Annotated in this window: 14 protein-coding genes; 6 read left to right on the top strand and 8 right to left on the bottom strand. The window is 64.7% G+C overall.

Going from position 1 to position 13095, the window contains the following annotated elements:
* Positions 1 to 45 precede the first annotated feature (45 nt).
* Positions 46 to 1515 carry an HNH endonuclease signature motif containing protein gene (locus ACZ46K_RS08790; RefSeq protein ID WP_464747696.1) on the top strand — a complete coding sequence of 490 codons (1470 nt, stop codon included), beginning with the start codon at positions 46 to 48 and terminating at the stop codon, positions 1513 to 1515.
* 24 nt (positions 1516 to 1539) lie between these two features.
* On the opposite strand, the gene ACZ46K_RS08785 is transcribed toward ACZ46K_RS08790, so the two are convergent.
* Entirely contained in the window at positions 1540 to 2118 is a 579-nt protein-coding gene (locus ACZ46K_RS08785) for a TetR/AcrR family transcriptional regulator (RefSeq protein WP_464747694.1), read from the bottom strand.
* A gap of 71 nt (positions 2119 to 2189) precedes the next feature.
* Here ACZ46K_RS08785 and ACZ46K_RS08780 point away from each other — a divergent pair, with 71 nt between their 5' ends.
* Genes ACZ46K_RS08780 through ACZ46K_RS08770 form a run of 3 tightly spaced genes read left to right on the top strand, consistent with a single transcriptional unit; the run spans position 2190 to position 5012 of the window.
* The gene (locus tag ACZ46K_RS08780) at positions 2190 to 2753 is read left to right on the top strand and encodes a dihydrofolate reductase family protein (protein WP_054807114.1); all 564 of its coding nucleotides are present in this window, start codon (positions 2190 to 2192) and stop codon (positions 2751 to 2753) included.
* A 25-nt stretch (positions 2754 to 2778) separates the two neighbouring features.
* A complete protein-coding gene (locus ACZ46K_RS08775; RefSeq protein WP_054807115.1) occupies positions 2779 to 3861 on the top strand; it encodes an alanine racemase in 1083 nt (360 codons plus the stop codon).
* Positions 3849 to 5012, top strand: coding sequence for a PQQ-dependent sugar dehydrogenase (locus ACZ46K_RS08770; protein WP_464747691.1), 1164 nt, complete (start codon positions 3849 to 3851; stop codon positions 5010 to 5012). The genes ACZ46K_RS08775 and ACZ46K_RS08770 overlap by 13 nt, the downstream gene beginning before the upstream one ends.
* Positions 5013 to 5015: 3 nt before the next feature.
* On the opposite strand, the gene ACZ46K_RS08765 is transcribed toward ACZ46K_RS08770, so the two are convergent.
* From ACZ46K_RS08765 to ACZ46K_RS08755, 3 genes are read right to left on the bottom strand one after another with little or no spacing between them, the layout of a single operon-like run.
* Positions 5016 to 5468 carry a MaoC family dehydratase gene (locus tag ACZ46K_RS08765; protein WP_054807116.1) on the bottom strand — a complete coding sequence of 151 codons (453 nt, stop codon included), beginning with the start codon at positions 5466 to 5468 and terminating at the stop codon, positions 5016 to 5018.
* A gap of 28 nt (positions 5469 to 5496) precedes the next feature.
* Entirely contained in the window at positions 5497 to 6243 is a 747-nt protein-coding gene (locus ACZ46K_RS08760; RefSeq protein WP_054809517.1) for a GntR family transcriptional regulator, read from the bottom strand.
* Positions 6244 to 6285: 42 nt separating this feature from the next.
* Complete coding sequence (locus ACZ46K_RS08755) at positions 6286 to 7437, bottom strand: acyl-CoA dehydrogenase family protein (protein WP_464747688.1); 1152 nt, start codon at positions 7435 to 7437, stop codon at positions 6286 to 6288.
* 220 nt (positions 7438 to 7657) lie between these two features.
* On the opposite strand from ACZ46K_RS08755, the gene ACZ46K_RS08750 reads away from it, so the two are divergent.
* Both ACZ46K_RS08750 and ACZ46K_RS08745 read left to right on the top strand, forming a co-directional pair.
* The gene (locus tag ACZ46K_RS08750) at positions 7658 to 8521 is read left to right on the top strand and encodes an HpcH/HpaI aldolase/citrate lyase family protein (protein WP_464747686.1); all 864 of its coding nucleotides are present in this window, start codon (positions 7658 to 7660) and stop codon (positions 8519 to 8521) included.
* Between the two features lie 2 nt (positions 8522 to 8523).
* On the top strand, positions 8524 to 9525 hold the full coding sequence (locus tag ACZ46K_RS08745; protein ID WP_054805431.1) for a MaoC family dehydratase: 1002 nt from the start codon (positions 8524 to 8526) through the stop codon (positions 9523 to 9525).
* Positions 9526 to 9586: 61 nt separating this feature from the next.
* On the opposite strand, the gene ACZ46K_RS08740 is transcribed toward ACZ46K_RS08745, so the two are convergent.
* From ACZ46K_RS08740 to ACZ46K_RS08725, 4 genes are all read right to left on the bottom strand, one after another.
* Positions 9587 to 10378 carry an SDR family NAD(P)-dependent oxidoreductase gene (locus ACZ46K_RS08740; RefSeq protein ID WP_464747684.1) on the bottom strand — a complete coding sequence of 264 codons (792 nt, stop codon included), beginning with the start codon at positions 10376 to 10378 and terminating at the stop codon, positions 9587 to 9589.
* Between the two features lie 109 nt (positions 10379 to 10487).
* Positions 10488 to 11249 (bottom strand): SDR family NAD(P)-dependent oxidoreductase, encoded by a 762-nt coding sequence (locus ACZ46K_RS08735; RefSeq protein WP_054805432.1) that lies wholly within the window; start codon positions 11247 to 11249, stop codon positions 10488 to 10490.
* 13 nt (positions 11250 to 11262) lie between these two features.
* Entirely contained in the window at positions 11263 to 12102 is an 840-nt protein-coding gene (locus ACZ46K_RS08730; RefSeq protein ID WP_464747680.1) for a mycofactocin-coupled SDR family oxidoreductase, read from the bottom strand.
* A 44-nt stretch (positions 12103 to 12146) separates the two neighbouring features.
* The gene (locus ACZ46K_RS08725) at positions 12147 to 13034 is read right to left on the bottom strand and encodes a DUF6282 family protein (protein WP_054805430.1); all 888 of its coding nucleotides are present in this window, start codon (positions 13032 to 13034) and stop codon (positions 12147 to 12149) included.
* Positions 13035 to 13095 lie beyond the last annotated feature (61 nt).

The following is a 13095-nucleotide window of genomic DNA, read 5'->3' as shown; positions in this document are numbered from 1 at the left end:
GAAATCGTTACTCGAATGTTTATTCGATTTATGTAGGGTGGGAACATGAGTTCGAATGGGGATGGATTCGGGCAGTTCAGCGATACCATCGCGGCACTCGACGCCCTCATCGCGCTAAACCTCACAACCCTCCCCGACGCGGACATCGCACGCCTTCTTCAGACGGCAGAAACGGCACGCCGAAAGCTCGACGGCCTCGGCAATCGACTCATCGGCGAAATCCAGGACCGCGGCATCCACAACACCGTGAAACTCTCCACACCGCAGAAATACCTCGTCGAACTCCTCCGACTCTCCCGCGCCGACGCCCACCGCCGCATCAAGAACGCCCGCCTCCTCGCACCCAGCACCACTCCCACCGGCACGGCTCTCGATGCGGTCCTGCCCGTCACCGCACAGGCGATCACCGACGGCGCCGCAGGCACCGACCACGCCGACGCCATCCGCAAGGTCATCGACAGAATTCCCGGCCGATACCGCAATACCGCTCTCGAACAAATCGACCAGATCCTCGGCACCCTCGCCCGCACCTCCACCCCGGACGACATCACCACCGCCGGCATCGACCTCCTCGCCCGTCTCGACCCCGACGGGGTCCTCCCCGACGAGCGCGACCGCGCAGCCCGACGCTCCCTACGCTTGCCGCCCCAGGACGCCGGACTCATGTCCGCCCTGCGCGGCGACCTGCATCCCACCACACGCGCGAAACTCGATGCCATCGCTGCAAAATGGGCCCGTCCAGGTATGAACAACCCCGACGATCCCGACTCTCCCCACGGCAGCATCGAGCGCCCCGACCTCGACCCCGCCGCCCTCGAGCAAGCCGCCCGCCGCGACGTGCGTACCGCCGACCAGCGCCTCCACGACGCACTCGACGCGATCTGCACCCACGCCCTCGCTACCGGCGCACTCGGGCACCACCGAGGGCTACCTGTCACCGTCATCGTCACCATGAGCATCGATCAACTCGAAACCGGCCTCGGTCTGGCCACCACTGCCACCGGCGGTGTCATCCCCGTTCCCGACGCCCTCGCCATCGCCGAGAACGTCCATCCCGTGCTCGCTCTGTTCGATCACGCCGGTGCACCCCTGCACCTCGGCCGCGGTAAACGTCTTGCCAGCGTAGAGCAGCGCCTGTTGCTCACCGCATGGCAACGCGGCTGTACCCGCCCCGGCTGCGACATGCCCGCCTCACACTGCGCCGTGCACCACCTCACCGAATGGCAGCACGGCGGCGCCACCGACATCGACAACCTCGCCCTGGTGTGCGACGCCGACCACGCCCGCATCACCGGTACCGAAACCGGATGGCGCACCTGCGTCGACCCACACCGCGGCAGACCGTTGTGGACGGCACCACACTTACTGGACCCGTCCCGCGCGCCGCGTCGCAATCACCGGCATCATCCCCACGAGATGATCGTGATGGCGATGCTCACGACTCGGCCGGTGCGCATCTCGAGAACTGAGCGCCGACCGTGGCGAAAACGGAAGCCGCGGCTGTCGCGCGAATAGCACTGCGAATAATGCTGTTTCACATCAGAAATCAGCCGGGATCGCGCGGTCGACAGCCGTCCGCACCAGATCTGCGGCGCGCTTCTCGCCGAAGATTCCAGGGAGCGTGAGTCGGTCGAGGATGAGCCAGTTCAATGTGAGGTACAGCAAGACCACCGCATCCTCACCGCCGGGCAATCCCGATTCTCGATAGTTGCTGATATTGAAATCCAGATCGGCGCGCACCCGGTCGGTGAGTAGAGCCTGCAACTCGGGTCTCCGGGTTGCCTCGAGCCGGAGTTCGAGGATCGCGAGATAGCCCGTGCGGAAGCCGGAGACCCGCTCGACCACCTCGGTCATCAATGCGGTCATGGACTCGCGAGTCTGCGCCTGGTGCGACTGCTCCATTCTCTCGTCACTGGGGACGAGACGCTCGTAGTAGCGGTGCCCCACCTGGACAAGCAAGTCGTCTCGATTCGAGAAGTAGTTCGACGCGGTACCCGCGGGTACCGCAGCCTCCTTGTCCACCGCCCGAAATGTCAATCCTCTCGCACCTTCTCTTGCCAGGACCTCGATCGATGCATCCAGTAGGGCCTGTCGCCGCTCAGGATTCGTCCGAACCACTTGACACCACTCCATCCGTAGTACTAAGTTCAAACCACTTCATGCATAGTACTACGAAGGGTCTGGCAATTATGCGAAAGCTTGTCTACTACGCGGCGGTCTCTCTCGACGGCTACATCGCAGGCCCCGATGGGGAATTCGATTTCTATCCGATGAGCGACGACATGTCGTGGATCCGTGAGCGGTACCCGGAATCGATCCCGACCGAGTTGCGCACCCAGATCGATATGCCGGCCGACACCCCCAACCAGGCGTGGGACACCGTGCTGATGGGTCGCAGCACTTACCAGGCCGGCGGCATGACCAGTCCGTACGCCCACATGAAGCAGTACGTCTTCTCGCACACACTCGAACCGGTCGACAACCCGCAGGTGGAGGTCGTCGACACCGATCCGGTCGACCTGGTCCGCACACTCAAGAATCAAGACGGCCTCGACATCTGGCTTTGCGGAGGCGGAAATCTCGCAGGTCAACTCGTCGACGAGATCGACCAACTGATGTTCAAGAGCTACCCGGTGATCGCAGGAGGCGGCATCTCGGCGCTGTCCGGGAACTTCAGGCCGACACAGTTCCGCGTGACCGAGCGTCGAGAATTCGACAGTGGCATGCAGCTCACCTGGTTCGATCGCGCGTGACTCCCATGCCGTCTACGGTCTGGGAATGATCGCTTTTCCCACCGTCGATACCACTCCCGCACTCGTCGTCGACCGCGCCGTTCTCGACAGCAACATCACCCGCATGGCCGTATCGGCGCGCGAGCGCGGTCTCGAGCTGCGACCGCACGCCAAGACCCATAAGTGCATCGAGGTCGCCCATCTTCAACTCGCCGCCGGCGCGCGGGGGCTGACCGTCGCGACGGTGTCCGAAGCCGAAGTGTTCGCGCAGGCCGGGTTCGACGACATCTTCATCGCTTATCCGCTCTGGGTCGATGCTGCGCGCGGCGCACGGTTGCTGGCCTTGTCCGAGACCGTGCAGCTGACCATCGGAATCGACTCCGCGGCCGGCGCTCGGGCACTCGCCGAACACTGCGACACCTCGATCGGTGTGCTGGTCGAAATCGACAGCGGCCACCACCGGACCGGCGTCGCACCCGAGCAGGCAGGCGCGGTCGCGGGTGAAGCTCACGATTCGGGTCTGAATGTGCTCGGCGTGTTCACTTTTCCCGGACACTCGTACGGTCCCGGCCTGCCTCACGTCGCCGCAGCCGAGGAGACAGACGCGCTCGGCGTCGCGGTTGCGTCGATGCGCGACGTCGGAATCGATCCGGTGGTGATCAGCGGCGGTTCGTCGCCCACCGCGTTGATCGAGACACCCACCGTTGCAACTGAATTACGCCCAGGTGTGTACGTGTTCGGTGATGCTCAGCAACTCGAGCTCGGCACCATCACCGAGGCGGACATTGCACTCACCGCGCTGGCGACGGTGGTGTCGGCACGCGGAGAAGTGGTCGTGCTCGACTCCGGAAGCAAGACGCTCGGCGCCGACCGCGCATCGTGGGCCACCGGATACGGTCGTATTCTCGGCGAACCCGACGCACGGATCACTGCCCTGTCGGAGCATCACGCCACGGTGGAGTGGCCGAACGCTTCCACTCGGCCCGAGCTCGGACAACGGGTGCGAGTGATTCCCAATCACGTGTGCAATACGGTCAATCTCGCGGATGAGTTGACAGTGACAGACGGGCGCCACTCCGACGCGGTAGTGGACCGGTGGAGGGTCGCTGCGCGAGGATGTACCACGTGACATCTGTATGGTTGCACCCCGCCTGGCTGTACCGCGCCGCCGTCACTGCCCTGACCGTTCCACTCGTCGCGTGTTCATCTTCGGAGGAAGTGCCCGCGACACCCACCCCCGCGACACCCATCCACCAGGCTCCCGCGACTACAGACCCTGCACCGCGTGTCACCGACACGGTCGCGTCCGGTCTCGACACACCGTGGGGTCTCGCATTCCTGCCCGACGGGTCAGCACTCGTCACCGAACGCGACTCGGGCCGAGTCCTCGGGATCGGCGCAGACCGGCAGATTCGAGAGGTCGCCACGATCGCCGACACCGTCGCGCAGGGCGAATCCGGCCTCCTCGGTATTGCGGTGTCCCCCACCTTCGACACCGACCGTTTCGTATTCCTGTATGTCACCACGCCATCCGACAATCAGATCCTGCGCGCCACATACGATGGACTCACTCTTACCGACCAGCAGGTGATCCTCGGGGGCATCCCCGCCGCACGAGTCCACGACGGCGGGCGGCTGCAGTTCGGGCCCGATGGCATGCTGTACGCCGCGACCGGTGAGGCGGGCAATCGATCTCTCGCTCAGGATCCGGCGTCGCTCGGCGGAAAGATCCTGCGGGTGACGATGGACGGCGAGCCGGCACCGGGCAACCCCGACCCGAACTCCCCGGTGTATTCGCTCGGGCACCGCAATGTGCAGGGCCTTGCGTTCGACGACGAGGGCCGGTTGTGGGCGTCCGAATTCGGACAGAACGATGTGGACGAACTGAACGAGATCGTAGCCGGCGGCAATTACGGCTGGCCCGAGGTCGAAGGCAGCAGTGGTAACGACGACGGGGGTGGAGACGAATACATCGACCCCGTCGTGACATGGCCGGTCGCTCAGGCGTCACCGTCCGGGATCGCCCACGACGACGGCAACCTGTGGATGGCCTCACTGCGGGGAGAACGCCTGTGGCGCATCGGAATCGCGGATTCAGGCATCGCCGATTTCAGCACAACCGAGTTCTTCACGGGTGAATACGGGAGGCTGCGGACCGTCGTCACCGCACCCGACGGCTCACTGTGGTTGACCACGTCGAATCGCGACGGCCGCGGAGAACCCGCAGATGACGACGACCGCATCCTCCGTATCGAGAATCCCAGTCTCGAAAGTCCCTGACAGTCAGGGAACGAGCACGACGATCGTCTCGGCGACGAGCGCCGGCTTGCTGCCGCCCTCGATCTCGATGGTGTAGCCCACCACGAGGTTGGCACCCTTCGCGGTGCGCTCGAACGACTTGAACTCGGCCGAGGCACGGACCTTCGATCCCACCGGGACCGGCGTGGGGAAACGCACCTTGTTCGCGCCGTAGTTGACCTTCAGCTTCACGCCCTCGAGGGAGAAGATCTGCGATCCGAGCACCGGAAGCAGCGACAAGGTGAGGTAACCGTGGGCGATCGTCTTACCGAACGGACCGCTGGCAGCGCGCTCGGGATCGACGTGGATCCACTGGTGGTCGCCGGTTGCCTCGGCGAACAGGTTCACCCGTTCCTGGGTGATCTCGAGCCAGTCGCTCTGCCCGATTGTCTCGCCGACTGCCTTTTCGACTTCGTCGATTCCGTTGAAGACCCGCATATTCGACTCCTGTGGTTGGTATTTGGCGTCAGTGTCCGGAACGCCGGAGGGTGACGCGATAGGTGTAGTGCTCAGGCAGAAAGTAACTCACCGACAACTCGGTAGGCACCCCCGCCTCATTCGAATACAACCGATCCACCCGCAACAACGGATGCCCGACCGCGCAGTTCAGAACCTCCGCGACCTGCTCGGATGCAGGCGCAACAGTGATCGACTGCGCAGCCTCGACGATCGGACTGTCCAGATACGGCTCGAGCAACCCGATCACCGTGTTACGACTCGACGCACCGAGCTGCAGCGCAGGCTCATCCAGCACATCCACCGCAACCTCATCCGGAAGATGAATCGTCGTATGCACAAAAGGAATACCGTCGTGCACCCGCCGCAGCACCACCGAATACAGCAGATCGGTGTCCAAACGCAGCCGACTCGCCGCATCGATATCGACACCACGCCGCAACGGCGACACGATCTCCATCACCGTATCCGCCGACAACGCCAACAGATCCTCGATCGAACCGAGCTGACGACGGTAACGCCGGCCCGACTCGTTCGCGAACGTACCCCGACCAGGCACCCGATACACGATCCCGTCGGCCACCAGATCCTGGAACGCCCGACGCACCGTCTGACGACTCACCCCATGCTGCTCCGCCAGCTCCGCCTCCGTCGGCAGACGCACACCATCGTTGTACCGCCCGGCCTCGACAGCGTCGCGCAACTGACGCGCGAGCTGCGCGTACGCCGGTTCCATCTCACGTGTTCTGCTGTCCATGACGGAGAAGATCCTAGTGGGCTCGGGGTCCGATGGTGAAGATCAGAGTCCACCGCGCGCCACGAGCTGACTCGCGATGACATTACGCTGGATCTCGTTGGTACCCTCACCCACGATCATCAACGGCGCATCACGGAAATACCGCTCCACGTCATACTCCGTCGAATACCCGTACCCACCATGGATCCGCACCGCATTCAACGCGATCTCCATCGCCACCTCCGAGCAGTACAGCTTCGCCATACCCGCCTCCATATCGCACCGCTCACCACTGTCGTACTTCTCCGCCGCATGCCGCGTCAGCTGCCGCGCCGCCATCAACTTGGTCGCCATATCCGCAAGATAGTTACCGATCGACTGATGCTTCCAGATCGGCTTCCCGAAACTTTCCCGCTGCTGCGCGTACGCCAACGAATCCTCCAGCGCCGCCGTCGCCACACCCAACGCCCGCGAAGCGACCTGCAACCGGCCCGTCTCGAGACCCTTCATCATGTGCCCGAAACCCTTACCCGGCTCCCCACCGAGAATCGCCTCCGCCGAGATCCGATAGCCATCGAAACTCAACTCACACGACTCGACACCCTTGTACCCGAGCTTGGGCAGATCCCGCGAGACCGTCAGCCCCGGACCGTGCTCGACGAGCACCACCGAAATCCCCTTGTGCCGCGGAGTCGCGGTGGGATCGGTCTTGCACAGCAACGCGATCAACCCCGACCGGCGCGCATTGGTGATCCACGTCTTCGCCCCACTGATCACCAGATCATCGCCGTCACGCTTGGCGGTGGTGGTCATCGCCTGCAGATCCGAACCACCACCCGGCTCCGTCAACGCCATCGTCGCGCGGATCTCCCCGGTCGCGAGCCTGGGCAGGTACTTGGCCTTCTGCTCCTCGGTGCCGAACAACACCAGCAGCTTCGCGACCACGGTGTGCCCGCCCATCGCACCCGAAAGCGACATCCAGCCGCGGGCGAGTTCCTCGGTGACCTGCACATAGCACGGCATCGACACCGGCGACCCGCCGTACTCCTCGGGCACCGCGAGCCCGTAGATGCCGATCTGCTTCATCTGCTCGATCCACTTCTCGGGATACTCGTTCGCGTGCTCGACTTCCTGCACCGACGGCTTGACCTCGCGGTCGATGAAGTCACGGACGGTCTTGACCAGGAATGTCTCTTCGTCGTTCAGATAGCTCACGGAAGTCCTTAGGATCGTCGCGGGTCCCAGTCGCAGGGACGCACACTTTGTACGGCCATTTTGGGTACCGATGCCGGTGCTTGTCAATCGTGGACTCCGCTATTTCGACACCCCGAGCCAGTGATATCAACAATCCGTGCCACTACCGATACCTATAGAAGTGGCGCATCGCGCCACAATGGCCGTACATTTGACGACGTTCCCCCCACTGTCGAACTCCATGAGGTTCCCCGTGACTTCCGAGCAACACCTTCGCCGGCGAGCGGTGCTCGTCGCCCCCGGCTCCGACGAACGTAAGGCAAGCAAGGCACTCGCCTCCGCCGCCGACGAGGTCGTCCTCGACCTCGAGGACGCGGTCACGCCCGACCGGAAGCCCGCCGCGCGCGACCTCATCGCTCCCCTGATCCATGAGCACGGCGCCGACCGCACCGTGTCGGTGCGCATCAACGGACGCGGCACCGAGTGGTTCGAGGACGACCTGCGCGCGTGCGCGGAGCTCGGCACCGCACTCGCGTCGATCGTGTTCCCGAAGGTCGAGAGCGCCGACGATCTCACCGAGGCCCACCGCATCCTCGGTGAGAACTCCGGTGTCGGGATCCAGGCCCTCATCGAGACCCCGGCCGGTGTCCAGAACATCGACGAGATCGTCGCGGGCCCCCGCGCCGCCGGCGTCATCATCGGCTACGCCGATCTCGGCGCCGCACTGGGACGCGCGCGCACCGCACTGCCCGAACACTGGCTGTACGTCCAGGATCGCGTGCTACACGCCGCGCGTGCCGCAGGCCTGCAGGCGATCGACGGCCCTTTCCTCGGCATCGCCGACGACGACGCCTTCCGTCACTCCGCGCAGTGGGTGTCCGATCTCGGATTCGACGGCAAGTGGGTCATCCACCCCTCCCAGATCGAATCCGCCACAGCGGCATTCACGCCCACCGACGAACAGGTGGAGGCAGCCCGAAAGGTTCTCGCCGCTCTCGAAGAAGCCGAAGCGCGCGGAGCCGGAGCCGCACAGCTGGACGGCCAGATGCTCGACGAGGCCATCGCCGTCGCCGCCCGCCGCACCCTCACCAAGATCGGAGCCTGAGCATGTCCAGCACCCCCGCATACGTCGGCGGACCGTACTTCGACGAGCTGACCGTCGGCCAGATCTTCGATACCGCGCCCGCCGTCACTCTCACCGACGGCCTCGCCGCCGCGCACCAGTCGATCCTCGGCGACCGACTGCGCCTTCCCCTCGACCAGCACCTCTCCACTCGCGTCACCGGAGGCCCGGTCGCGCATGCCGGTTTCGTCACAGACATCGCCATCGGCCAGTCGACCCTGGCCACCCACCACGTCAAGGCCAACCTGTTCTACCGCGGCCTCCGTTTTCGCCGGTTCCCGCACATCGGCGACACTCTCTACACCACCACCGAGGTCGTCGGCCTGAAGGAGAACTCGGCCAAAGCCGGCCGCAAGCCCACCGGCCTCGCTGCGCTGCGGATGAACACCGTCGACCAGGACGGCAACACCGTCCTCGACTTCTACCGGTGCGCGATGCTGCCACTGAGTCAGAGTCCCGACCGGAATCGGGTGGTGCACACCGACGATCTGTCGGCGATCGGGCCGCAGGACGACCCTCAATGGACTGCCCCTGAGGGATGGAACCTCGACGAATACCGTTCTTCGGTTCCTGGCGCGCACTTCGACCCGTCGCTGGCCGGGTCGGTCCTGCAGTCCAGCGGGGACGTAGTGTCGAGCGCGCCCGAACTCGCGCGACTCAGCCTGAACATCGCGGCGACCCATCACGACGAAAGAGTCGGTGCCGCAGGTCGTCTGGTGTACGGCGGGCACACGATCGGACTGGCGCTGTCGCAGGCCTCACGGGCACTGCCTAATCTGGTGACGGTGCTCGGCTGGAAGTCGTGCGATCACACCGGTCCGGTGCACGAGGGCGACACCCTCACCAGCGACCTGCACGTCGAGTCCGCAGAACCCCTCGCCGTGGGGGGTGGCGTGTTGAATCTGCGGTCGCTCGTCCATGCACACCGCAGAGACGCCGAGCCGGCGCCGGTACTCGACTGGCGGTTCACGGTCCTGATGGCCTGACATCACGTACAGCGAAAGGGCGGACCGGAGTACCGGTCCGCCCTTCTGCTGTACGTACCGATCAGAACGCGCTGCGACCACCGTCGACGGTGTAGATGCCGCCGGTCACCCAATCGGCTTCGTCGCTCGCCAGGAACAGTGCTACCGAGGCGAGATCGTCAGGGGTCCCGAGGCGGCGAAGCGGGAACCGATTCGCGACCTCGGCGTCGATCGCAGTCTGGTCGGCGTCGGCGTCTGCCGCACCGCGGTCGACACGCGACTGGTAGACCAGCGGTGTGGGGATGGTGCCCGGACAGATCGCGTTCACCCGCACGTTGTCGGGCCCGTAGGTGACCGCCATCTGCTTGGTCATTGCGATGACGCCGCCCTTGGCTGCAGTGTAGGGAAAGATTCCGGGCAGGCCGATCAGACCACCCATGCTGGCCTGGTTGATGATCGACCCGGTACGTCGCTCGATCATGTGCGGCAGCGCGTACTTCGAGGTCAGCCACACACCCTTGAGATTCACGCCGATCACCTTGTCCCACTCGGCTTCCGTCGTATCAGCGGCGTCTCCGGCACCGTTGACACCGGCGTTGGCGAATACGACATCGAGTGCGCCGAACTCCGCGAGGGTCTCGGCGATCATGCGCTGGCAATCTGCGTCGGAGGTGACATTCGCAGTCACCGCCAGCGCACGACCACCCGAGGCGCGGATTTCGTCGACCACCCCGGCGGCCGCGGAGAGGTCGAGATCGACCACTGCGACGGCAGCGTCTTCCGCTGCGAATCGGAGTGCGGTGGCCCGTCCGAGGCCGGATCCTGCACCGGTGATGAGTGCCGTCTTACCGGCGAGGCGTCCGGTCGAAGCCATGAATGAGCCTTTCGGTTCTCGAGTACTGTTGCGCCGAATCAGTTCGGTGAAACGCTGAATCGGTTCGGTGAGACACAGTGTCATACCTGCGTCATCGCACGGAATCCACCTACTGCGCGGTGAGGCCGCCGTCGGCTGCGACGGTGGAGCCCGTCATGTACGAGGACTCGTCGGAAATGAGGAAGCCGATGACGGACGCCATCTCGTCGACATCTGCCCGGCGACCCAGAGGTGTCTGCGCCAATGCGGTGCTCGTGACGCCACCGGCTTCCCGCGCCCGCTGCGCAAGCGGAGTATCCACCACGCCGGGGCACAGCGCGTTGGCCCGGACACCACGATCCGCGTATCCGACCGCGATGGACCTGGTCAGGCCCAGCACACCGGATTTCGACGCGTCGTAGCTGCAGGTGTTGGTGTTCGCGGAGATGAGCGAGGCCACCGAGCCGATGGTCACGACCGATGAGCGGCGCTCCTTCAGCATGTGATGCAGCGCGGCGCGGACCGACAGGAACGAGCCGGTGAGGTTGATACCGACCACGTCGTGCCAATCTTCGACCGACATCTCGTGTACCAGAGCCGACTTCGCGATACCGGCGCATGTGACGATTCCGTCGATTCCGCCGAGTCGGGCTGCCGCGTCGTCGATTGCCGGCCCCACCGACTCGGGGTCGGACACGTCTGCGCTGACCGCCACGGCCGTTGCACCTGTACTACTGAGTTCGGCTGCGAGCGCCCCTGCTGCCTCACCGTCGAGGTCGAGCACAGCGACTGCGGCGCCCTCCTTCACGAGTCGCCGAGCAGCGGCGGCACCGATACCACCGGCTCCGCCGGTGATGAGAACCCTGCGTCCTGCGTTGCGTCCTTCGGTCATTGGGGAATACCTCTCAGCTGATGCGGAGACCGCAGTCGACGGGGATCGAGATACCGGTGACGTACCGTGCCTCTTCGGATGCCAACCACAGCACGGCGTTGGTGATGTCCTCGGGTTCGACCCACGCCATATCCATGATGTTGCGTCCGCGAGCGCGTTCGCGGAGGTCCTCGATGGTCGGGTTCTCGAGGTCCGGGCAGAACACCCGCAGGGTCGATTCGCTGAACAGCATGTCGGTGCCGACGTTGCCCGGATGGACCGCATTGACCCGGATACCCTGGCCGCCGTACTCGGCCGCAAGGGTCTGCATCAGGCCGACGACGCCGTGCTTGGAAGCGTTGTAGTGCGCGACGTTACGTGAGCCGTTGTAGGTGACGACCGAGCTCGTCAGCACGATGGAGCCACCGCCGGTGCGCAACATCTGCGGAATGACGGCCTTGGACGTCTTCCACACACCGGTGAGGTTGATGTCGATCATGTCCTGCCACTCGTCTTCGGTCAGTTCGACGGTGGGGCGGCAGCCGCAGACACCCGCGTTGGCGCTGACGATGTCGATCCGGCCGAACTGTGCGACGCAGTCGGCTGCGGCCGCGTCGAGACCGGCCTGGTCTCGCACGTCCACCTTCCGGGTGATGATCCGACGACCCGTCTTCTCCACGAGACGCGCGGTCTCGGCGAGGTCTTCCTCCGACGCCATTCCGTAGGTCAGCGACGCGATGTCCTCGCACGCGTCGGTGGCATAGATGTCTGCACCCTCCTGCGCGAGCCGCAACGCGTGCGATCGGCCCTGTCCGCGGGCGGCGCCGGTGATGAAGGCGACCTTCCCGGCCACCCGTCCCTGAGTGTCGGTCATTCGACGTTCCTTCGAATTCGTAGTTGCATTCACTTCATGTCCGGCTATTTCATGCCGAGCAGCAGCGCCGGATTGTCGCAGGTCATCACTTTCAGATCCGCCTCATCGATGCCCTCGTCCCACAACGCGTTGATATACGAGTGCAGGCCGGCCGCCGGGTGGGGGATCTTCGTCGTCCATCCGTAGTCGGTCGCGAGCACCACCTTGGCGGGGTCGAGTCGTTTCAGTGCCGACACGACATTCGCGAATGTCGACGGTTCTCCCATACAGGTGTGGGCTGCGAACTCGATGCTGGCGCCGAGGTCTGCCAACTCGACGACCTCCTGTTCGGTCAAGCGCGGACCTGTCGTCGCATGCATTGCATGGGTGACGAGGACACGGCCGTTCGACGCGTATTCTCGTGCCACGGCGAAGTGTTCGGCTGTCGAGACATGACCGGTGGCGAGCACCGCGTCGTACTGGGTGATCAGGTCGAGGATCGTGCGTACCTCGGGGACGATCGTACCGTCGGCATCGATGACCCGGATTCCCTCTTCCTTCTCACCGAAGAATGCCTTCACCTTCGTCGGCGCATCCTGCTCGGACGACAGGGTGGGTAACCAGACGACCTTCGCTCCCGCGCGCAACGCGCATTCGACCGCGTGCGGGTTCAGGCCTCCGACCGGATGGTCGAGGCAGATTCCACCGATCGACTCCACCTCGGGAACGGCGACGTTGGCCAGGTGTGCCGCGACCGTCGAGGGGAATTCGTGTGCCTTCAGGACGATCGCCCGCATACCGTGGTCGGCGGCCTCGCGTGCCGCCTCGATCGGGTCGACACTGTGCGGCGACTTGGCCGCCATCTCCACGAGCGGCTCGGGACCGAAATGGCAATGCATGTCGATCGCACCGTCGAGAGCGATAGCTGCTGTGCCGGAGTGACGTTCGGTCATCGTGTACCCCTCATGAGAAACGTTCCGGAGAGGGCGCAGGGGGCATCCCCTCCGGAACGTG

This window comes from Rhodococcus sp. JCM 9793 (assembly GCF_055380405.1).
The sequence above is the reverse complement of the archived record's forward strand: the minus strand, read 5'-3'. Positions and strand labels throughout refer to the sequence as shown.

Excerpts from the sequence above, each read along its gene's own strand:
- ACZ46K_RS08775 (WP_054807115.1), top strand. The coding sequence starts at position 2,779 with ATGATCGCTTTTCCCACCGTCGATACCACTCCCGCACTCGTCGTCGAC.
- ACZ46K_RS08750 (WP_464747686.1), top strand. The coding sequence starts at position 7,658 with ATGAGGTTCCCCGTGACTTCCGAGCAACACCTTCGCCGGCGAGCGGTG.
- ACZ46K_RS08735 (WP_054805432.1), bottom strand. The coding sequence starts at position 11,249 with ATGACCGAAGGACGCAACGCAGGACGCAGGGTTCTCATCACCGGCGGA.
- ACZ46K_RS08740 (WP_464747684.1), bottom strand. The coding sequence starts at position 10,378 with ATGGCTTCGACCGGACGCCTCGCCGGTAAGACGGCACTCATCACCGGT.
- ACZ46K_RS08770 (WP_464747691.1), top strand. The coding sequence starts at position 3,849 with ATGTACCACGTGACATCTGTATGGTTGCACCCCGCCTGGCTGTACCGC.
- ACZ46K_RS08765 (WP_054807116.1), bottom strand. The coding sequence starts at position 5,468 with ATGCGGGTCTTCAACGGAATCGACGAAGTCGAAAAGGCAGTCGGCGAG.
- ACZ46K_RS08725 (WP_054805430.1), bottom strand. The coding sequence starts at position 13,034 with ATGACCGAACGTCACTCCGGCACAGCAGCTATCGCTCTCGACGGTGCG.
- ACZ46K_RS08760 (WP_054809517.1), bottom strand. The coding sequence starts at position 6,243 with ATGGACAGCAGAACACGTGAGATGGAACCGGCGTACGCGCAGCTCGCG.
- ACZ46K_RS08790 (WP_464747696.1), top strand. The coding sequence starts at position 46 with ATGAGTTCGAATGGGGATGGATTCGGGCAGTTCAGCGATACCATCGCG.
- ACZ46K_RS08780 (WP_054807114.1), top strand. The coding sequence starts at position 2,190 with ATGCGAAAGCTTGTCTACTACGCGGCGGTCTCTCTCGACGGCTACATC.
- ACZ46K_RS08745 (WP_054805431.1), top strand. The coding sequence starts at position 8,524 with ATGTCCAGCACCCCCGCATACGTCGGCGGACCGTACTTCGACGAGCTG.
- ACZ46K_RS08730 (WP_464747680.1), bottom strand. The coding sequence starts at position 12,102 with ATGACCGACACTCAGGGACGGGTGGCCGGGAAGGTCGCCTTCATCACC.